Raw genomic sequence first — 19,732 nt, 5'->3', positions numbered from 1 at the left:
TGACTGCTCTTCGTCGCCTCGGCGTTTTGCCAGGGCGACAACACCAACTGCTCGATTGAGTGTCTCCATCCCAAACAAACCCCGCCGGATCGCTCCGGCGGGTTTTGCTGTCTGTTGATCGATCCGGCTCAGACCGAATAATACATGTCGTACTCGACCGGATGCGGGGTCATTTCGAAGCGCATCACTTCGGCCATCTTGAGCTCGATATAGCTGTCGATCTGGTCGTCGTCGAACACGCCGCCAGCCTTCAGGAAGCCACGGTCCTTGTCGAGGCTCTGCAGCGCTTCCCGAAGCGAGCCGCAGACGGTCGGGATCTTCTTCAGTTCCTTCGGCGGCAGGTCGTAGAGATCCTTGTCCATCGGCTGGCCGGGATGGATCTTGTTCTTGATGCCGTCGAGGCCGGCCATCAGCATGGCGGCAAAGGCGAGGTAGGGGTTTGCGCCCGGATCGGGGAAGCGGACCTCGACGCGCTTGGACTTCGGCGACGAGCCGAATGGAATGCGGCAGGAGGCAGAGCGGTTGCGAGCCGAATAGGCGAGCAGCACCGGCGCTTCATAGCCCGGCACCAGACGCTTGTATGAGTTGGTCAGTGGGTTGGTGAAAGCGTTGATCGCCTTGGCGTGCTTGATGATGCCGCCGATGTAAAACAGGCAGCTCTCAGACAGGCCGGCATATTCATTGCCAGCGAAGGTCGGCTTGCCTTCCTTCCAGATCGACTGGTGGACGTGCATGCCCGAGCCGTTGTCGCCGAAGACCGGCTTCGGCATGAAGGTGGCCGTCTTGCCATAGGCATTGGCGACCTGGTGCACGACATATTTGTAGATCAGCATCTTGTCGGCGTTGCGGACCAGGGTGTCGAACTTGATACCGAGTTCGTGCTGGGCAGCGGCCACTTCGTGGTGATGCTTTTCGACGCGCACGCCCATTTCGGCGAGTACGGTCAGCATCTCCGAGCGCATGTCCTGCGCCGAGTCGATCGGCGGCACCGGGAAATAGCCGCCCTTGATGCGCGGACGATGACCGAGGTTGCCGGTCTCATAGTCGGTGTCGTCGTTGGACGGCAATTCGGTGGAGTCGAGCTTGAAGCCGGTGTTGTACGGGTCGGCCTTGTACTTGACGTCGTCGAATACGAAGAACTCGGCTTCCGGGCCGACGAAGATCTGATCGCCGATGCCTTCCGCCTTCATGTAGGCTTCGGCCTTCTTGGCGGTGCCGCGCGGGTCGCGGTTGTAGGATTCTCCGGAGATCGGATCGAGGATGTCGCACAGGATGACCATGGTCGACTGCGCGAAGAACGGGTCCATATGCACCGTCTCGGTGTCGGGCATCAGCACCATGTCGGACTCGTTGATCGCCTTCCAGCCGGCGATGGAGGATCCGTCGAACATGACGCCGTCGGCAAACATGTCTTCCTCGACCTCAACGACATCCATCGTCACGTGCTGCAGCTTGCCCTTCGGATCTGTGAAGCGCAGGTCAACGAATTTCACGTCGTTGTCCTTGATCTGCTTCATGATGTCTTTGGCTGTCGTCATGTCATGTTTCCCTGTGTAATGACGTTTCGAGGAGATGATCTGAAATCAGAAAGCTCAGACCGCGTCCATCCCTGTTTCGCCGGTGCGGATGCGCACGACTTCCTCGATGTTGGAGACGAAGATCTTGCCGTCGCCGATGCGGCCGGTCTGGGCCGCCTTGCGAATGGCTTCGATCGCGCCTTCGACCGCGTCGTCGCCGAGCACGACCTCGATTTTCACCTTGGGCAGAAAATCCACGACATATTCAGCGCCGCGATAGAGTTCGGTATGGCCCTTCTGGCGGCCAAAGCCCTTGGCTTCCGTCACGGTGATGCCTTGCAGCCCGGCCTCCTGAAGCGCTTCCTTCACTTCGTCTAGCTTGAACGGCTTGATGATCGCTTCGATCTTTTTCATGTAAAAAGTGGCCTCCACTGCCAAAAAAGACGGGTTGTGAGCCCCGCTTGCGCCTCCTTCAAGCACGAACTGTGCCAATTTGAGGGATTTGAAGCGGTATCACGCGATTTCGATACCATGCCGCGTTGGGGGGTAAATTCCGCGTCATTCGCTGCGTTGGATGCGTCATGGATACTGGGAACCTACACATTGTCGTTCCTTCCGTCCGCACAATAATTGGGCAGACAGAGCATTTCGCAGGCAAATGTGCTTCGGCGAAGCCATTGTCCCCAATGATGTGCTTATAGATCGTGCCATCTCATCACCGTTTGCTTCGAACCGAAAACTGGACAATGTTTGAACACAAGGACCGGGGCTTGAACACAAGGACCGGGGTTTGACCACAAGGATCGGGCTTGAGCCAATGCGGATCGGCATCCATGAACAATGAAGTTTTGTCTCCGGCCGAAATGGCTGAGGCCGACCGGTTGACGATCTCCGCCGGACCACTCGACGGCATTGGCCTGATGCGCAATGCAGGTGCCGCGGTCGCTGCGGTGGTGCTCGCCCGTTTTCCGGCTGCCAGGCGCGTCCACTTGTTGTGCGGGCCCGGCAACAACGGCGGCGACGGATATATCGTCGCCCGCATTCTTCGGGACAGCGCCGTCGACGTCTTGATGTGGGCGTCCGGCTCGCCCAAAGCCGGCAGCGACGCGGCGCTCGCGGCTTCGGAATGCCCGGTCGGGGCTCGGCCGCTGTCGGAATTTGCCGCCGAGACGGGTTCGATCCTGGTCGATGCGCTTTATGGGGCAGGGCTGTCCAAGCCGCTGTCCGGCGATGCCGCCAGAGCGGTCGAGGTTACGACGGAACTGAACCTGCCTGTCGTCGCGGTCGATCTGCCCTCAGGCGTGTCAGGCGAGAGCGGCCAGATTCTCGGCCAGGCATTCCGCGCCCGAATCACGGTGACGTTCGCGCGAAAAAAGTCCGGCCATCTGCTGTTGCCTGGGCGCGAGATGTGCGGCGAGCTGGTGCTTGCCGACATCGGCATCGGCGATAGGATCATTGCGCAGCTTGAACCGCGGACCTTCGAGAACACCCCGCCGCTTTGGCTAGGGAGTTTTCCGGTTCCAGCCGTCGACACCCATAAATACAGGCGCGGCCATGTCGGCGTCTTTTCCGGCGGCCCGTCGGCGACGGGTGCCGCACGGCTGTCGGCGCTTGCTGCAGCCAGAAGCGGAGCAGGGGCGGTGACCGTGCTGTCTCCGGCGAACGGACTGCAGGTGAATGCCGCGCATCTGACTTCGGTCATGTTGCGCAAGGCCGACAGCATCGTGGACGTAAAGGAATTCATTGGCGAGCGCCGGCCGTCGGCTTTCGTCCTCGGACCCGGATTTGGCGTCGGCGAAAAAACACGCGATTTTGCCCTCGCCGTACTGGCCGCCGGACAGCGGCAAGACGGCAGGGTTAACGGGCTGGTGCTCGATGCCGATGGCATCACCGCGTTTCGCGATGCGCCGAACGTTCTGTTCGAAGCCGCCCGTCGTCCGAACGCGCCGGCGCTGGTGCTGACGCCGCATGAGGGCGAATTCGCCAGGCTGTTTCCGGACATCGCCGGAGACAAGAACCTGTCCAAGCTGACCAAGGCGCGCGCTGCCGCCGAGCACGCCGGCGCCATCGTCGTCTACAAGGGCGCGGACACGGTGATCGCGGCGCCCGATAGCAGGGCAGCGATCAACGGCAACGGCGCGCCATGGTTGGCCACAGCCGGTTCTGGCGACGTGCTGTCGGGCATCATCGCCGGCTTCCTGGCGCAAGGCATGCCGGCTTTCGAAGCCGCCTGCGCGGCGGTCTGGATCCATGCCGAGGCCGGCAGCCGTTTCGGACCAGGGCTGATCGCTGAAGACTTGCCGCAGGCGCTGGTGCCGGTGCTGCGCGAGGTTATCGAAAATCGCAACTGGATGACCGCTGAATGAACCGCCGGCTCGCCTTGATCGCCGTGATTTTCGCCAACCTCTTCCTAGCCAATCTCGCGCGTGCCGAAGGTCCGGTGATGATCGTAGACGATCCAGCCGTGCTCGCCGCCCTCGACGCCAGGGGTTTTGATTTCGCCGGCATTTTCGGCGTCAATGGCAAGGGCGACCTGAAGACGCTCTATGACAAGGCGCCGGCCTATCACCAGATCGTCGAGATGGTTGCACGCGATGTCGCCGCACTACGAGCCGAGATGAAGGCTGGTGGGCGGCCGCTCTACGAAGTCACCGACGGCAATGTCGGCCGCATCATGGACATGCGTTGGCTGAAGACGGACGCCGCGCGCTTCCGGCTGGTCGGTGTCGTCAACAGGCTCGATCGGCGCGATTTCGCCGAGATGCGGGACGACGGAAGCTGTGGCGAGGTGCGTTTCATCTATCGCCTTGCCTACAGCTTCAACAAAAAAGGCAAGGTTCTGGCCTCGCGCCTGCCGTTCAACTTCAATGCCATCTACAGCGCCGCGCCGGACGCCGACGGCGGCTGCGTCGGCGTCGCCGGGCGCTGGACGCCGCAGCTCGACGAGACCGTCGACATCGGCTGGCTGATCGGCGGGCCGCTTGAAAAGGCCGGGCTGAGCTTCAAGCAGCTCGAGCTCAATGCCCAGGTGGTGCGCTTTCCCTCCGGCCAGGAGACCGAATTCGGCGGGCAGGCCGCCTATCTCATGCGGATTTTTGGCATCGACGGAGAGACGGTCAGCGAGAAACCGCTGGAAAACACGCCCGACGCGGCGCGGCTTGCCGAAGACGCGGCGCTGAAAGCAAAACTCGCCGACTATGTCAGCGCCAATCTCGCGGCAGTCGATCTCGGCGTCTATGAAATCCCCAATGAATTCCTGGCGAGGAAGGTCATTTCGTGGTCGACTTTCGGCAGCGCAAGGCAGGCCAATCACTCGTTCACGCCGCTGTTTCAGCCCGCGGATTTTTCTGGGCTCGACTATTCCGCGCTGAAGCTGGTGCGCACGCCGGAAGCGCTGGTCGAGCGGCTCGACAATGGCGCCTGCCAGGGTTGCCATCAGGCGGGTTCGACCGCCGGTTTCCATTTCATCGGCCTCGACGACAGGACGACGTCGCCGCTGAACCGCATCGAGGTCGGCATCTCACCGCATCTTCATGCCGAGATGCCGCGGCGCGAGGCTTGGCTGCGCGCGACCGCCGAGGGCGAAGAGCCGAACCGCTTCCGCCCGATGTCCTTTGCGCCGCCGGCCGCATGGAAGGACGCTGGTGAGGTCGCCCATGCGCCGGCCGCAATGGCGATGCCTTGCCTGATGCCGGAGGATGCGGCCCGCTTCGGCACGACTTGGCAATGCGGCGGCGGCACCGTCTGCACGCCGCTGGCGAGCGCGTCGGGCGTGTGGACGAAATTGGCGCAATGCCTGTTGCCCAAAGACAGCGAAAAGATGTTCTCCGGCCATCCATGCCTGACCGGCTCGATCACCAGCAACCCGGCGCAGCCTTTCAATGACCGCTACAGCATATCAGGCCAGTTCGCGGCTTTCGCGACCGACATTTCGCGCACCGCCTACACTTGCCGGCCGCCGAAGATCGGCGTGCCGGCCGGCATCGCCTATCGCGGCTGCGATGACAAGGACCGTGCCTTTGCCGGATTCAAGCCGGGCAAGCCGATGCCGAACGAGATCTGCGGGCTGGTCGGCGGCAAAAAATTCGATACTTGCGTGGCGACCAATAATTTCGACCAGTGCCTCGGCGGCGCCGTTAACCGCGGCAACCGGCCACCTTGCTCGACCGATCATTTCTGCCGCGAGGATTATATGTGCCAGTCGCTGCCGCCCGATACGCCTGGTATCGGTAAGGTGAAAGGTGTCGGCTTCTGCTCGCCGACCTACTTCATTTTCCAGATGCGCATAGACAACCATGCGACGCCCTGGGCGGGCACCGTCCGCGCGACGATGGGGGCGGGGTTTGGCGCGGCGGAAGCGGAGTGAGCTTTTTCTGTGGCCGCTTTTGCGTTGCCAGCGATGTCACAGCGGAATGTTGTCGTGCTTCTTCCAGGGGTTCTGCATATCCTTGTTGCGGAGCATGCGGAGCGCACGCGCAATGCGGCGGCGGGTTGAATGGGGCATGATCACCTCATCGACATAGCCGCGCTCGGCGGCGACGAAGGGCGACAGGAAGCGATCCTCGTAAGCCTTTGTATGCGCAGCGATCTTCTCCGCATCGCCGATGTCCTTGCGATAGATGATCTCGACCGCGCCCCTGGCGCCCATCACCGCGATCTGCGCCGTCGGCCAGGCATAGTTCATGTCGCCGCGCAGATGCTTTGACGCCATCACGTCATAGGCGCCGCCATAGGCCTTTCGGGTGATGACGGTGATCTTCGGAACGGTCGCTTCGGCATAGGCGAACAAGAGCTTGGCGCCGTGTTTGATCAGCCCGCCATATTCTTGCGCGGTGCCGGGCAGAAAGCCTGGAACATCAACGAAGGTGACGATCGGAATCGAGAAACAGTCGCAGAAGCGCACGAACCGCGCCGCCTTGCGGCTGGCGTCCGAATCGAGCACGCCGGCCAGCACCATCGGCTGATTGGCGACGAAGCCGACCGTGCGGCCCTCGACACGCCCGAAGCCGGTGACGATGTTTTTCGCAAAATTCTGCTGGATCTCGAAGAAGTCACCCTCGTCGGCAACTTTAAGGATCAACTCCTTGACATCGTAGGGTTTGTTGGCGTTGTCGGGGATCAGCCGGTCGAGCGACAGATCGTCATCGGTGACCGACTGATAGCATTCGATCTCTGGGATATCAGCCGTGTTGGAGGCAGGCAGCAGATCGACCAGCCGGCGCATCTGCAGCAGCGCTTCGACGTCATTGTCGTAAGCGCCATCGGCGATCGAGGACTTCGTCGTGTGGACCAAGGCGCCGCCAAGGCTCTCGGCGGTCACCGTCTCGTTGGTGACGGTCTTCACCACGTCCGGCCCGGTGACGAACATGTAGGAGGTGTGGCGCACCATGAAGATGAAGTCGGTCATGGCAGGCGAATAGACGTCGCCGCCGGCGCAAGGGCCCATGATCAGTGAAATCTGCGGGATGACGCCGGAGGCGAGCACATTGCGTTGAAAAATCTCGGCATAGCCGCCAAGTGCCGCCACGCCTTCCTGGATGCGGGCGCCGCCGGCGTCGTAGAAGCCGATGATCGGCGCGCGGTTGCGCAGCGCCATCTCCTGCACCTTGACCACTTTTTCGGCGTGGGCCTCGGACAGCGACCCGCCGAACACGGTAAAGTCCTTGGCGAAGACATAGACTGGGCGGCCGTTGACGGTACCCCAGCCGGTGACGACGCCGTCGCCGGCGATCTTGGTCTTCTCCATGCCGAAATCGGTCGAGCGATGCTCGACATACATGTCGAACTCCTCGAACGAGCCCTCGTCGAGAAAGACGTCGATGCGTTCGCGCGCGGTGAGCTTGCCCTTCTTGTGCTGAGCGTCGATACGGGCCTTGCCGCCGCCCATGCGCGCGAGGGCGCGGCGGCGCTCGAGTTCCTTCAGCACGTCCTTCATCGGTCGATCCCCAAAAACGGAAAGCTGATTTGTGGTAATCATGGCGGCAGGGGAGCGCAAGCGCCGCTTCGCCATGGTTTTCGCTGCGCTGCAGCATGACGCCCCTTGCATTTCGCTGCCAACTGGGCCATATGCGGCGACATAGGCGCTTGGGCCGGGACTATCCGGCCTTCTCGACGAATGAGACTGGTTGCGTCTGTTTTCCCTCTTTCCGACACATCGGCAAGGCGGCGAAAAAGCCCCGTGGCATGATGCCTGCGGGCACGACAGCGCAGCCGTGCGGACGCTAGCGTCCGCCGCCTTGTCGTTTCATGACAGTTTTTTCGACGGCAGGTTGCGCCCTGCCGCCATCGATGTTTGCGGCCATGAGCCGCGTGAAAGAAGAATATTTTGACCAACGAAAACACTCTGACCGGTACCAACGGAAACACTCTGACCGGTAAGGACACTGGGGAACTTTCAGGTTTCGCCGCACTTGGAATTACGGGCGCGCTGCTCAAGGCCACCCATGGCGCAGGCTTCACCGATCCGAAGCCGATCCAAGCCCAGGCAATCCCGCCGCAGCTGGAAGGCCGTGACATTTTCGGCATCGCCCAGACCGGTTCCGGCAAGACCGCGGCGTTCGCGCTGCCGATCCTGTCGAAGATCATCGCGCTCGGTACCAAGCGCCGGCCAAAGACCGCTCGCGCGCTGATCCTGGCGCCGACGCGCGAACTCGCCGTGCAGATCGAAGAGATGATCAAGCTGCTCGCCAAGGGCGCGCATGTCTCGACAGCACTCGTGCTTGGCGGCGTCTCGCGCTTCAGCCAGGTGAAAAAGATTGCTCCCGGCGTCGACATTTTGATTGCCACGCCGGGCCGGCTGACCGATCTGGTGCGTGAGGGCGATCTCGTTCTTGCCGACACCAAATGGCTGGTGCTGGACGAAGGCGATCGCATGCTCGACATGGGCTTCATCAACGACGTCAAGCGGATCGCCAGGGCGACCGCGCCGGACCGTCAGACGGTGCTGTTCTCGGCAACCATGCCGGCCGAAATCGCCGAACTGGCCAAGGGCCTGCTGAAGAACCCGATCCGCGTCGAAGTGGCGCCTCACAGCACCGCGGCCGCCGAAATCGTACAGGGCGTCGTCTTTGCCCGTACCAAGCAGAAGCGCCAGGTACTGTCGACGATGCTTGCCGACGAGGCGATGAAGTCCGTCATCATCTTTTCGCGCACCAAGCATGGCGCCGACAGGGTGACCAAGGATCTTGAGCGCGACGGCTTCAAGGCCGCCGTCATCCACGGCAACAAGTCGCAGAACGCCCGCCAGAAGGCGCTGAACGATTTCCGCGAGGGTTCGGTGCGCATTCTTGTGGCGACCGATATCGCGGCGCGCGGCATCGACGTTCCCGGCATCAGCCACGTGGTGAATTTCGATCTGCCGGACGAGGCGGAGAGCTATGTCCACCGCATCGGCCGCACCGGCCGTAACGGTATGGACGGCATCGCCATCACGCTTTGCGACCCGTCCGAGAACAGCAAGCTGCGCCAGGTCGAGCGTATCATCCGCACCAAGCTGCCGATCGTTGCCGACCATCTCGGCAGCCCCGATCCGCAGCGCAATCCCGCCGAGAAGAACGAGCGCAGCTTCGAGCCGGCCAACGACCGCAATGGCCGGCGCGACGGCAGGCGGCCCGGCGGCCAGAACAACGGCTTCGGCAAGAAGCGCTTCGGCGAGGCCTTCGCCGGCGAGCGTAAGCCGGAAGGCGCCAAGCCCTTCAAGGGCAACAACAAGCGTCGTTTCGGCGGCAAGCGGCCAGCGGCGCGAGCTGCGTAACCAGATAGTTGCATCCGGCCGAGCCTGTCGGGCTCGGCTTAGTTGCTCACAATTGAAAAAAGCGATCGGAGCGATGCTTCGGTCGCCTTTTTCGCTTGAGACCTACTTCACCACCGCTTCTACCCACACCACAATGCGCTGCGCGAGGAAAGCCGTGGTTGCTGGCGACAGCGCGTCACCGGCAATGACGTGGTTGTCCCGATCGCCGGTATCATCGACCGGCACCAGTTCGTGCGCGGCGCCCCAACTTCGCGGGTGCGGTCTTGCCGCACGATCCTGTCCGAATCCGAAAAGATGAAGAGGGCAGGGATCGTCGCCTTCTCCACCGGCGCGCCATAGGCAAGCTCGGTCAGCGCCACCATCGGCAGGATCGCCGCGATCGGATAGCGGTAGGTCCAGAATTTCTCGTGCAGCGCATTGCGTGGCACGAAGCTGCGCTGCTTGCCGGCGACCAACTCGGCGATCTCTCGACCCCACGGCATGGTCAGGAGTTCGGCGCCGGAAGCCTTGACGCCGAAATTCGGAGAGATGAACACTATTGCCGCCACCCCGTCCGGCAGTGGACGAACCTCGCCCTTCGACGCCGAAAAGCCGTGGATATAGACGATCGACAGCGGCGCCTGGCGTGAACCATCGGATTGGCCCAGATGATTTCCTTTTCCAGCCCGTCGTGAATGCCCGGTACGGCAGCCTCCTCGCGTGCCAGATAGGCTTACGGATCATCGCCGATCACGGAAGGATCGAAGCGGATCGTGGTGTCAGCTTGGATGCGCGGGCCAAGCACGAAGGCCAAGAAAAGAACGACGGCGAGACCCAATACCGCAAGCACCATCCATCGCCCCATCGCAGACTCCACGCAACAATCCGCAACCTATGGGGCGATGGCAAACAGGCAACGGCGTCCCGCCCGCGGGATCGCCAACTTTGAAGCCCGTCTATTCGCTCGGCGGCTTGCGGTCGAAAATCAGCGGACGCGCCTTCCAGCGGGTCGCGGTGCTGATGACCCATCGGCAGAACGGTCTCGGCAGGATTCTGAGCAGCTTCAGGCCCCAGCTCAAGCGGCGCGGGAAGGTGACTTCGAAGCCGCCGGACTTGATGCCGCGCGCCATGCGGCGCGAGGCGCGATTGACGGGGCATCAGACCGCGCATCGGCAGCAAATTCTTCTCGGTCAGCGGGGTGTCGACGAAGCCCGGATTTATCACCTGGATGCGGACATTCATCTTGTCGAAATCGTATTTCAGTGACTCTGCGAGGATATTGACCGCCGCCTTGGTGCCGCCATAGGCGGCCGTGGTCGGCCAGCCGAATAGGCGGTGACCGAACCGACCAGGACGATATGGCCGCGGGCGCGGACGCGCATGCGTTCGATGACCGGCCCAGGCCGTTGATGATGCCGAAATAATTGACATCGAAGGACTGGCGAAATCCACGGACGATGAGGTCTTCGCCGACGGTCGCAATATAGCTCCCGGCATTGAAAACGGCCAAGACTATCGGGCCAAGATCCTTCTCGATCGCCGCGACTGTCTTTGCCATGCGCTTCTCGTCAGTGACGTCGCAAGGATAGGCCGTGACATGGCCCGGCATCTGCGCCGTCTCGACAACAAGTGTATCGATCGGATCGTCGTCGAGCGCCGTCACCGCGACGGCATAGCCTTGCTCCGCAAGGTCCTTGGCCAATGAATGGCCGATACCGCTGCTGCCGCCCGTGATCCAGGCGACGCCGTGTTTCGGGTTGGCCCGGTAGAAAGTCATGCTATGCCCTACGACTTTTTTAGCCTGTGCTGTAGCGGTGAAGAAATCGAATGATAAGAGCGCTTTTCAGTGGGAGCTTCAACGAATAGCGGAAGGCGACGTCTATTTTAGGAATTGCAGCCCAGAAATGCCGCTGGACCAGACAAATTCTTGCCTTGAAACCGAGGCTTCGGGTTTCTAGGGTTCCGCCGCTAGCATAAAGGAATCTCAATGCCCCGTTCTGTGATCGAAGCGATCGGCAATACGCCTCTGATCCGCCTCAACAAAGCCTCGGAAGAAACCGGCTGCGAGATCCTGGGCAAGGCCGAGTTCATGAATCCGGGCCAGTCGGTGAAGGACCGCGCCGCGCTGTTCATCATCCGCGACGCCGAGCAGCGCGGGCTCTTGAGGCCGGGCGGGGTCATCGTCGAGGGGACGGCCGGCAACACCGGCATCGGATTGACGCTGGTTGCCAAGGCGCTTGGCTACCGCACCGTGATCGTCATCCCTGAGACGCAAAGCCAGGAGAAGAAGGACACGATCAGATTGCTCGGCGCCGAGCTGATCGAGGTGCCTGCCGTTCCCTATAAGAACCCCAACAATTACGTGAAACTGTCGGGCCGACTGGCCGAGCAGATGGCGCGGTCCGAGCCGAACGGCGCAATCTGGGCCAATCAGTTCGACAACGTCGCCAACCGTGATGGCCATACCCGCACCACGGCGGAGGAAATCTGGACCCAGACCGGCGGCAAGGTCGACGGTTTTGTCTCGGCGGTCGGCTCCGGCGGAACGCTGGCCGGCGTCGCCTTCGGGCTGAAGGCCAGGAGCAAGGACGTCAAGATCGCGCTCGCCGATCCGCTCGGTGCGGCGCTCTACAGTTTCTACACCGCCGGCGAGCTGAAATCCGAAGGCAGCTCGATCACCGAAGGGATCGGGCAGGGGCGGGTCACCGCCAATCTGGAAGGGTTCACGCCGGATTTCTCCTTCCAGATTCCGGACGAGGATGCACTGCCGATCGTCTTCGACCTTATCCAGGAGGAGGGCCTGTGCGTCGGCGGCTCGACCGGCATCAATATTGCCGGCGCGATCCAGTTGGCGCGTGAAATGGGTCCCGGCCACACCATCGTGACCGTGCTTTGCGACTACGGAACGCGCTATCAGTCGAAATTGTTCAACCCGGAATTCCTGCGTCAAAAGAAGCTGCCAGTGCCGGGCTGGATGGAACAGCAGAGCACAATCTCGGTACCGTTCGAAAAGGTTGCGTGATGGCTTACAGGACGGATGCGCTGTTTCGCGACGACGCCTATCTTAGGACGGCTGACGCCGTGGTTGTCGCCGTCAACGACCGTGGCGGCATCATTCTGGACCGGACGATCTTCTACGCCACGTCGGGCGGGCAGCCGGGCGATACGGGCACCCTCGAACGCGCCGATGGCAGCCTGATCGCTGTTGCCGCCACCATCACCGGTGAGACCAAGGACGAGATCATCCATGTGCCGCCTGAGCAGGTGGTGCTTGAGGTCGGCGAACCGATAAAGCTCGCCGTCAATTGGGAGAGGCGACATCTGCTGATGCGCATGCACACAGCCTGCCATTTGCTTACCGTCGTCTGCCCGTTCCCGATCACCGGCGCCTCGGTTTCCGAGGACGACAGCCGTATCGATTTCGATATTCCGGATGCCGGCTTCACCAGGGAAGACGTGACGGCTAGGCTGATGGAACTCGTGCGAGCCGACCACCGGGTCTTCACCCAGCTGATCACCGACGAGGAACTGGCAGCCAATCCGGGACTAGTGAAGTCCAAGAATGTTCGGCCACCCGTCGGCACGGGCAAGATCCGCCTGGTCTGTATTGGCGAGAACGCCTCGATCGACAGCCAGCCTTGCGGCGGCACCCATGTGAAGAGCGCTGGAGAAGTCGGCGAGATCCATATCGGCAAGATCGAGAAGAAGGGTCGCGAGAACCGGCGCTTCCGAATACGCTTTGGACCGATGCCGCCGGCCTGATAAACAGCCGGCCTGATAGACAAATTGTCAAAGGCGGGGAGGAGAAGAAGAATGGCCGAAGACAGCCCTTTCACCGTCGATGCGGACTGGTTGCAGAAGCGCCTCGGCGAGCCTGGCCTGACCATCGTCGACGCGTCCTGGTATCTGCCGGCGCAGAAGCGCGACGCGCGCGCCGAGTATGACGCGGCGCACATTCCGGGTGCGCGGTTTTTTGATCAGGATGCGGTTTCGGATCCCGATTCGCCACTGCCGCACACGCTGCCGTCGCCGCAGCATTTCGCCCAGTATGTCGGCGCCATGGGCATTTCGGCCGACGACACCATCGTTGTCTACGACGGTCCGGGCTTCTTCTCGGCGCCGCGCGTCTGGTGGATGTTCCGTGTCATGGGGATGTTCCAGGTCTACGTGTTGGACGGCGGCTTCGACTGCTGGAAAGCAGCGGGACGGCCGGTGACGGCGGAGCCGACGAAGATCGCGCCCTGCGTGTTTCATGCCGACTTCGATGCCGCCCGCGTCGCCAGCCTGGCCGATATGCGCCGGATCGTCGAGACCGGGGAAAGCCAGATCGCCGACGCGCGTTCGCCTGGCCGGTTTGCCGGTACCGAGCCGGAGCCTCGCGCCGGCATCCGCTTAGGCCACATGCCCGGCGCGCACAATGTGCCGTTTTCGGCGCTTGCCGAGGACGGCGAGCTGCTGCCGAAAGACCGATTGCGCAAGGTGATCGAGGACGCCGGCATCGACCTGTCGAAGCCGGTTGTCACCTCTTGCGGCTCAGGCGTTACGGCGGCGGCGATCACGCTGGCGCTCGAGACGCTTGGCCATACCGACAACAGGCTCTACGACGGTTCATGGACGGAATGGGGTGGGCTTGGCGATACGCCTGTCGTGACGGGCAAGGATCGACAGTGATGGAAAACGGCGCGCTTGAAGACATCGAGGTCACGGTGACGTTTCTCGAAATGCATGTGCCGCCGGCCTATTCGCCGCCGGTGCCGTTCAACCGCCAGATCGCGCTGCTGAAGACCAAGGACATTCCGCTGCATTTCTACCGCTATCTGATGGATCGGGTAGGCCGCAAATGGCACTGGGTCAACGTGCTGAGGCTGAGCGACGAGGAGCTTTCTGCAGGCATCCATCGCGAGGACCGCGACATCAGGGTGCTGTATCTCGATGGGTCTCCGGCCGGCTTCTTCGACCTAAAGCCGCATCTGCCTGAGGAAGTGGAACTTGCCTATTTCGGCATGATGGAGCACGCGACCGGCCAAGGCATCGGCCGTTGGTTCCTCGGTGCGGCGATCGCCGCCGCCTGGTCGCACGGCCCAAGGCGGGTGACGGTGCAGACCTGCACGCTCGACCATCCGGCGGCATTGCCGCTCTACCAGAAGCTCGGCTTTGCACCGGTCGCGCAAAAGAAGGAGATCGTGCATCCAATGACCTTCGCCGAGCGTGCGGCCAGCGTCATGCGGCCATGATTTTCTCCGCAAGCTAAACCTATTGTTCATCAATGCTTCAGCTTGTCTTTGCCATCTTGCCGGCACCATCGATGCGGCAGAAGCCGAAGGAGAAAAGACATGCTGACCCGACGCACATTTGCCGCCGCGCTGATTGCGGCCCTCGCCGTGCCGACCCTTGCCGCCGCCCAGGCAACCACGCCTTCGGCGGCGACGATCGAGCGTCAGCTCGAGGCCGCGCCCCGCGTTAAGCTGCGCCCGAACCAGCGCGTCACCATCCGCGAATTCAAGAGGCGGCCGGACCTGCGGCGCATGGCCCGTTCGATCGATATCCAGTCGATCAATTTCGCCTTTGGCTCGGCGGCCATTTCCGAATCGCAATATGGCAAGATCGAAAATATCGCCGATGCGCTCCGGCGCATCCTGCGGCGCGACCCCGGTGCCCGCGTGCTGATCGAAGGCCATACCGACGCGGTCGGCTCCTTCCAATCGAACCAGATCCTGTCCGAACAGCGCGCCACCTCGCTGAAGCGCACCTTGGTGCGCGAATTCGACGTGCCGGGCTATACGCTGGAAACCGTCGGCTACGGCGAGGAGTTCCTGCTCGTTCAGACGCAGAACGAGAATTGGCGCAATCGCCGGGTGACCTTGCGCCGCTTCGACGATTTCATCCGCTGAGCCTGTCCGAAATCCGCATTGGCGGCCATCTGAAGGCGTTTTCCGCGCTTCCGATTCTCGACGACACCTTCATCTGACTCGCCACTGTGATTTTCGAAACAGGCTCAGTCACTGCGGTCTGGATCAACACCGGAAAAAGAGCCTGGCTTGAATGAGCCGCGCTCTTTCCATATCGCTGTCGGTCAAGGCCTACCGCATCGGCCCGAAAATCGAAATCGCTTTTCGGAGAGCACGATGCGTAGACTCAAATATTGAAGCGTCCTTTGCGCGTCCAAAAAGGACGCGTGGCGCTCCAATGGTGATGGAGGATCAAACGATGACGATTCGGGTGGTGATGGCCGGTGCGACCGGCTGGGTCGGCAAGGCACTGGTTCCGGCGATCGGGGCGCAAGGCGACATGGCACTGGCCGGGGCTGTGTCACGCAGCGGCGCGGGGCAGGATTCCGGCCTCCTGGTTGGCATGCCGGCCAACGGCATCACCGTTTCCGCCTCGCTGGCCGAGGCGCTGGAGGTACCGTCGGACGTGCTGGTCGACTACACCAAGCCGCACGCGGTGAAAGACCATGCGCTGCTGGCCATAGAGAAGGGGCGGCACGTTGTGATCGGCACGTCGGGGCTGGGTGCGACCGATTTCGGCGAGATCGACGCTGCAGCACGCGCCAATCGTGTCGGCGTCATTGCAGCCGGCAATTTTTCGATCACCGCCACCCTGATGAAGCGGTTTGCCCTGATGGCGGCGAAATACGTGCCGGATGTCGAGGTGATCGACTATGCCAGTGCCAAGAAACCCGACGCGCCATCCGGCACCGCGCGCGAGCTTGCCGAAGCGCTGGCCGATGTTCGCAAGGCTTCGACCGCGAGGCCGGTCTCGGAAGTCTCGGGTGTGCCGGGAACCCGCGGTGCGGCGGTCGGTACGGGCGAGGGGGTGCAGGTGCATGCGCTTCGCCTGCCTTCCTACATTCTGTCCTGCGAGGCGCTGTTCGGCCTGCCCGACGAGCGGCTGACCATTCGTCACGACGCCGGCTCGTCCGCTGCTCCTTACGTGGCCGGCACGCTGCTCGCTATCAGGCGGGTACAGGAGATCACAGGGCTGGTGCGCGGTCTCGATGCCCTGATGGACTGATCCAAATTGGCAGGAATCGGGTGGGAGACGCTGGCGCAGCGGCGTAATTTCCGGTCGACGACACCGGAGATTTCGCCATGACCATCCAGTTCAAAGCCTTGCCCACGGAAGATGTCAGAGCCTTGCAGCGCGGCGCGCCAGACGCCTATGGCCTGATACCAGAGCGGAAAATATCCGACGGCGACGGCGTGCCTTGCCGCCACTGCCTGAAGAACGTGGCCGCCGGCGACGCCTATCTCATCCTGGCCTACCGGCCATTCCCGGAATTGCATCCTTATGCCGAGACGGGGCCGATCTTCCTGCACGCCGAGGAATGCGAGCGCGCTGCCGAAGCCGAGGCGCTTCCCGAAATGCTCGAAAGCACCGACTACATCGTGCGCGGCTACGGCAAGGACGACCGCATCGTCTATGGCAGCGGCGGCGTCATCCCGACGGGTGCCATCGCGGCGCGGGCCGAAACCTTGTTCGAGCGCGACGATATCGCCTATGTGCATGTCCGCTCGGCGCGCAACAATTGCTACCAGTGCCGTATCGAGCGCGCGTGACGATCCGGGCGGTATTCATCGGTCGCAGCTGTCGTACGCCTGTCGCATTGTCGCGTTACGGAATGATTGTCGATCGATTTGCCGACCGCGGATGAACCGGCGGGAAGTCTCGATATCAGAGGAAGCGGGGCTTTGGCTCCGCTTTTTGTTGCCCGCCCTGTCCGCCACGCATTTCTTCCGCCCCAAAAGAAAAAGCCCGCCGGAATGACCGGCGGGCTTTTACTGTTGTCTGGACGGTTTTAGTTGAACTTGTACTTCGCGCCGATGCGGACGGTATGGAACGAAGGCGTGGAGGTGAGAGTGTCGTCCGGCAGCCCAAGTTCCGACGAAAAATCCTTCTCGGAGAACTGCGAATAGCGGTATTCGAGGCCGACGGTCACGTTGCTGGACATGGCCGTTTCCAGACCACCACCCACCGAGAAGCCGCTGGAGTCCCAATCGAGGATATCGCCGATGGGTGAAGACGCGTTCAGATCGAAGTGCTGCCAGCTGTAACCACCGAGCACGTAGGCGAGGGTTGATTCGTTGACTTTCATACCGACACGGCCAAGCACGTCGAATCCGTAATCAGTATCCAGATTGATCGACCCGCCCGGGACCTCAAGTTCCGAAGTCATGCCGGAGTAACCGGCATCCACCATGACGCCTGCGACCCAACTGCCGAAATCATGGTCGTAGCCGACGTTCAATTCGCCGAACACGCCTTCGCCGCCGATCCCGTTGAACTCGAGGTCGCCAGCCGGCGGAACGTCGATCTGATGGACCGATGCACCCGCACCGCCGGCGCCGCCGACGTAGAAGCCGGTCCAGTTGTAGGCAGGAGCCTCAAAAGAGGCGATGCCACCATTCTGGGCGCCAAAGCGATAGTTGGCCGCAACCTGGAACGTATGCCGCGACGTGTCGAGGTTGAGGGTGCCATCCGGCACACCGAAATCGGAAAGGAGATCATCATTAGTACCGAAGCGGGTATAGCGATATTCTGACTTGATGGTCCAGTTGCTGTTGATGGCCGTTTCAACGCCAGCTCCGACGAAATAGCCGCTCTGGTCCCAATCGAAATCAAAACCAGCGTTCGTGTCGAGTTTGTATTTCTGCCAGGAATAGCCGCCCAGCACATAGCCCAAAGTGTTTGGCGTGAAGAGATAACCAAGCCGCAATCCAGCGTCGAAACCGTAGGTCTCGCGGACCGAAGCATCAAAGCCAGCAACATCGAGCGTGGTTTCAATGTTGCCGGCATGGGCATCCAGAAGTCCGCCGATCAGGAATCGCGGCGAGACCATATAGTCGTACCCAACGGTCAGTTCACCGTATACGCCTTCACCACCAATGCCGTTGAACGAGAAGCCAGGAACCAAATCGCTGCTGATCTCGTGGACATTGGCGCCGGCGCCAACACCAAAGCCGACATAGAGGCCACTCCAGTTGAAGGCCGACGTCTCGACGACCGGCACAACCGCGTCGGCGGCATGGGAAACCGATCCGAGCGCCAGAACGGAAACTGCGCCAAGAAGAAGAGATTTTGCTAATCGTTTGCTGGTCATTGCCCCTACCTTTTGAAAACCCAGCAACCGTCTAGCACCCGCCCATGCTGGCGGCTGTAACAAAAAAGCCACAGGAAAGACACATTGCAAGCATGACGGGCAAAGCCGGTCAGCCAATCGCAAACCGGGAAATTTGCTTGTGGAAAAAAGAGCCGCCGAGGGCGTCGGCGGCTCTGTCGGGAGAGGATTGAGCGGCGGTTCAGGCGGCGAGAACGGCCTTCGGCTCGACCAACTCATAGCCGAGTGCTTCGGCCACCGCGCGGTTGGTGATCTTGCCCTTGTGGACGTTCAGGCCGTTGCGCAAATGATGATCGTCGATCAGCGCCTTCAGGCCCTTGTCGGCGAGCTGCAGGCCGTAATGCAGCGTTGCGTTGTTGAGGGCGTGGGCCGAAGTGACCGGCACCGCACCCGGCATATTGGCGACGCAATAGTGAATGACGCCGTCGACCTCATAGGTCGGCGCGGCATGAGTTGTGGCGTGCGAGGTCTCGAAGCAGCCGCCTTGGTCGATGGCGACGTCGACAAGCACCGAGCCTTTCTTCATGCCCGACAGCATCTCGCGCGAAACGAGTTTCGGCGCGGCAGCACCCGGAATCAGCACGGCGCCGACGACGATGTCGGCCGAAAAACATTCCTCTTCCAGTGCCTCGACGGTCGAATAGCGGGTGTGGACGCGACCGCCGAAGATATCGTCGAGCTGGCGCAGGCGCGGGATCGAGCGGTCGATGATAGTGACGTCAGCGCCAAGGCCGGCCGCCATCCGGGCGGCATGCAGGCCGACGACGCCACCGCCGAGCACAGTGACCTTGCCGGGCAGCACACCGGGCACGCCGCCGAGCAGCACGCCGCGGCCGCCATTGGCCTTCTGCAACGCGGTGGCGCCGGCCTGGATCGACAGGCGGCCGGCGACTTCCGACATCGGCGCCAGCAGCGGCAGGCCGCCACGGTCGTCGGTGACCGTCTCGTACGCGATGGCCGTCACACCCGAGGCCAGCAGGCCCTTGGTCTGCTCGGGGTCCGGAGCGAGATGGAGATAGGTGTAGAGGATCTGGCCGTCACGGAGCTGAACCCATTCGCCGGGCTGCGGCTCCTTGACCTTGATGACCATGTCGGACTTGGCGAACACGTCGGCGGCCGTCTTGGCGATGGTGGCGCCGGCTGCGCGATAGGCGTTGTCATCGGCGCCGATGCCGGCGCCTGCGCCGGTCTCGACCAGCACTTCGTGGCCATGCGCGACATATTCGCGGACCGATCCCGGCGTCAGGCCGACGCGGTATTCGTGGTTCTTGATTTCCCGGGGGCAGCCGACGCGCATCTTCTTCTCCTCCTGATCCGGCCCTTTGAGGCACATTCCCTGTTTCGAGATAGTGAACCACGAATCAT

15 protein-coding genes and 2 pseudogenes are annotated in these 19,732 nt (G+C 62.1%); 10 read left to right on the top strand and 7 right to left on the bottom strand.

Translation table 11 applies throughout. The features are described from left to right. Nucleotides 1–128: 128 nt before the first annotated feature. Both glnA and NKH36_RS08145 read right to left on the bottom strand, forming a co-directional pair. A complete protein-coding gene (gene glnA / locus NKH36_RS08150) occupies nt 129–1,538 on the bottom strand; it encodes a type I glutamate--ammonia ligase (protein ID WP_287342273.1) in 1,410 nt (469 codons plus the stop codon). Nucleotides 1,539–1,592: 54 nt separating this feature from the next. After that, nucleotides 1,593–1,931, bottom strand: coding sequence for a P-II family nitrogen regulator (locus NKH36_RS08145; protein ID WP_006205430.1), 339 nt, complete (start codon nt 1,929–1,931; stop codon nt 1,593–1,595). A 419-nt stretch (nt 1,932–2,350) separates the two neighbouring features. Here NKH36_RS08145 and NKH36_RS08140 point away from each other — a divergent pair, with 419 nt between their 5' ends. Together NKH36_RS08140 and NKH36_RS08135 are read left to right on the top strand one after the other, a co-directional pair. Beyond that, on the top strand, nt 2,351–3,883 hold the full coding sequence (locus tag NKH36_RS08140) for an NAD(P)H-hydrate dehydratase (protein WP_352961036.1): 1,533 nt from the start codon (nt 2,351–2,353) through the stop codon (nt 3,881–3,883). Further along, nucleotides 3,880–5,883 carry a hypothetical protein gene (locus tag NKH36_RS08135; protein ID WP_352961034.1) on the top strand — a complete coding sequence of 668 codons (2,004 nt, stop codon included), beginning with the start codon at nt 3,880–3,882 and terminating at the stop codon, nt 5,881–5,883. The genes NKH36_RS08140 and NKH36_RS08135 overlap by 4 nt, the downstream gene beginning before the upstream one ends. Before the next feature lie 36 nt (nt 5,884–5,919). Here the strand turns inward: NKH36_RS08135 and NKH36_RS08130 are convergent, their stop codons facing one another. Next, nucleotides 5,920–7,452, bottom strand: coding sequence for an acyl-CoA carboxylase subunit beta (locus tag NKH36_RS08130; RefSeq protein WP_352961032.1), 1,533 nt, complete (start codon nt 7,450–7,452; stop codon nt 5,920–5,922). 390 nt (nt 7,453–7,842) lie between these two features. On the opposite strand from NKH36_RS08130, the gene NKH36_RS08125 reads away from it, so the two are divergent. Next, entirely contained in the window at nt 7,843–9,270 is a 1,428-nt protein-coding gene (locus NKH36_RS08125) for a DEAD/DEAH box helicase (RefSeq protein ID WP_352960539.1), read from the top strand. Between the two features lie 102 nt (nt 9,271–9,372). Here the strand turns inward: NKH36_RS08125 and NKH36_RS08120 are convergent. Together NKH36_RS08120 and NKH36_RS08115 are read right to left on the bottom strand one after the other, a co-directional pair. Then, nucleotides 9,373–10,114, bottom strand: a pseudogene (locus NKH36_RS08120) (alpha/beta hydrolase). 91 nt (nt 10,115–10,205) lie between these two features. Then, nucleotides 10,206–11,026: pseudogene (locus tag NKH36_RS08115) on the bottom strand (SDR family oxidoreductase). A gap of 210 nt (nt 11,027–11,236) precedes the next feature. Here NKH36_RS08115 and NKH36_RS08110 point away from each other — a divergent pair. The 7 genes from NKH36_RS08110 (at nt 11,237) to NKH36_RS08080 (ending at nt 16,808) form a co-directional block, all read left to right on the top strand. Beyond that, entirely contained in the window at nt 11,237–12,271 is a 1,035-nt protein-coding gene (locus tag NKH36_RS08110; RefSeq protein WP_352960541.1) for a cysteine synthase A, read from the top strand. Beyond that, the gene (locus tag NKH36_RS08105; protein ID WP_352960543.1) at nt 12,271–13,011 is read left to right on the top strand and encodes an alanyl-tRNA editing protein; all 741 of its coding nucleotides are present in this window, start codon (nt 12,271–12,273) and stop codon (nt 13,009–13,011) included. The genes NKH36_RS08110 and NKH36_RS08105 overlap by 1 nt, the downstream gene beginning before the upstream one ends. 51 nt (nt 13,012–13,062) lie before the next feature. Continuing rightward, nucleotides 13,063–13,920 carry a 3-mercaptopyruvate sulfurtransferase gene (gene sseA / locus NKH36_RS08100; protein ID WP_352960545.1) on the top strand — a complete coding sequence of 286 codons (858 nt, stop codon included), beginning with the start codon at nt 13,063–13,065 and terminating at the stop codon, nt 13,918–13,920. Beyond that, nucleotides 13,920–14,483, top strand: a complete 564-nt coding sequence (locus NKH36_RS08095; protein ID WP_352960547.1) for a GNAT family N-acetyltransferase — start codon at nt 13,920–13,922, stop codon at nt 14,481–14,483. Before sseA ends, NKH36_RS08095 begins: the two co-directional genes overlap by 1 nt. Before the next feature lie 99 nt (nt 14,484–14,582). Beyond that, on the top strand, nt 14,583–15,140 hold the full coding sequence (locus NKH36_RS08090; RefSeq protein ID WP_352960549.1) for an OmpA family protein: 558 nt from the start codon (nt 14,583–14,585) through the stop codon (nt 15,138–15,140). 316 nt (nt 15,141–15,456) lie between these two features. Further along, nucleotides 15,457–16,263, top strand: a complete 807-nt coding sequence (gene dapB / locus NKH36_RS08085) for a 4-hydroxy-tetrahydrodipicolinate reductase (RefSeq protein WP_352960551.1) — start codon at nt 15,457–15,459, stop codon at nt 16,261–16,263. A gap of 77 nt (nt 16,264–16,340) precedes the next feature. After that, on the top strand, nt 16,341–16,808 hold the full coding sequence (locus tag NKH36_RS08080; RefSeq protein ID WP_352960553.1) for a DUF1203 domain-containing protein: 468 nt from the start codon (nt 16,341–16,343) through the stop codon (nt 16,806–16,808). 239 nt (nt 16,809–17,047) lie between these two features. On the opposite strand, the gene NKH36_RS08075 is transcribed toward NKH36_RS08080, so the two are convergent. Both NKH36_RS08075 and ald read right to left on the bottom strand, forming a co-directional pair. After that, nucleotides 17,048–18,349, bottom strand: coding sequence for an outer membrane protein (locus tag NKH36_RS08075; protein ID WP_352960555.1), 1,302 nt, complete (start codon nt 18,347–18,349; stop codon nt 17,048–17,050). Between the two features lie 199 nt (nt 18,350–18,548). Continuing rightward, nucleotides 18,549–19,664 (bottom strand): alanine dehydrogenase, encoded by a 1,116-nt coding sequence (gene ald, locus NKH36_RS08070; protein WP_352960557.1) that lies wholly within the window; start codon nt 19,662–19,664, stop codon nt 18,549–18,551. Between the last annotated feature and the right edge of the window lie 68 nt (nt 19,665–19,732).

Source organism: Mesorhizobium sp. M1312 (genome assembly GCF_040318115.1).
Classification (GTDB): domain Bacteria; phylum Pseudomonadota; class Alphaproteobacteria; order Rhizobiales; family Rhizobiaceae; genus Mesorhizobium.
Note: the sequence above shows the minus strand (reverse complement) of the source record. Positions and strands in the feature narration are given on the sequence as shown.

What these genes read in the sequence shown, in the direction of transcription:
- glnA (WP_287342273.1), bottom strand. Translation starts at nt 1,538, where the DNA reads ATGACGACAGCCAAAGACATCATGAAGCAGATCAAGGACAACGACGTG.
- NKH36_RS08145 (WP_006205430.1), bottom strand. Translation starts at nt 1,931, where the DNA reads ATGAAAAAGATCGAAGCGATCATCAAGCCGTTCAAGCTAGACGAAGTG.
- NKH36_RS08140 (WP_352961036.1), top strand. Translation starts at nt 2,351, where the DNA reads ATGAACAATGAAGTTTTGTCTCCGGCCGAAATGGCTGAGGCCGACCGG.
- NKH36_RS08135 (WP_352961034.1), top strand. Translation starts at nt 3,880, where the DNA reads ATGAACCGCCGGCTCGCCTTGATCGCCGTGATTTTCGCCAACCTCTTC.
- NKH36_RS08130 (WP_352961032.1), bottom strand. Translation starts at nt 7,452, where the DNA reads ATGAAGGACGTGCTGAAGGAACTCGAGCGCCGCCGCGCCCTCGCGCGC.
- NKH36_RS08110 (WP_352960541.1), top strand. Translation starts at nt 11,237, where the DNA reads ATGCCCCGTTCTGTGATCGAAGCGATCGGCAATACGCCTCTGATCCGC.
- NKH36_RS08105 (WP_352960543.1), top strand. Translation starts at nt 12,271, where the DNA reads ATGGCTTACAGGACGGATGCGCTGTTTCGCGACGACGCCTATCTTAGG.
- sseA (WP_352960545.1), top strand. Translation starts at nt 13,063, where the DNA reads ATGGCCGAAGACAGCCCTTTCACCGTCGATGCGGACTGGTTGCAGAAG.
- NKH36_RS08095 (WP_352960547.1), top strand. Translation starts at nt 13,920, where the DNA reads ATGGAAAACGGCGCGCTTGAAGACATCGAGGTCACGGTGACGTTTCTC.
- NKH36_RS08090 (WP_352960549.1), top strand. Translation starts at nt 14,583, where the DNA reads ATGCTGACCCGACGCACATTTGCCGCCGCGCTGATTGCGGCCCTCGCC.
- dapB (WP_352960551.1), top strand. Translation starts at nt 15,457, where the DNA reads ATGACGATTCGGGTGGTGATGGCCGGTGCGACCGGCTGGGTCGGCAAG.
- NKH36_RS08080 (WP_352960553.1), top strand. Translation starts at nt 16,341, where the DNA reads ATGACCATCCAGTTCAAAGCCTTGCCCACGGAAGATGTCAGAGCCTTG.
- NKH36_RS08075 (WP_352960555.1), bottom strand. Translation starts at nt 18,349, where the DNA reads ATGACCAGCAAACGATTAGCAAAATCTCTTCTTCTTGGCGCAGTTTCC.
- ald (WP_352960557.1), bottom strand. Translation starts at nt 19,664, where the DNA reads ATGCGCGTCGGCTGCCCCCGGGAAATCAAGAACCACGAATACCGCGTC.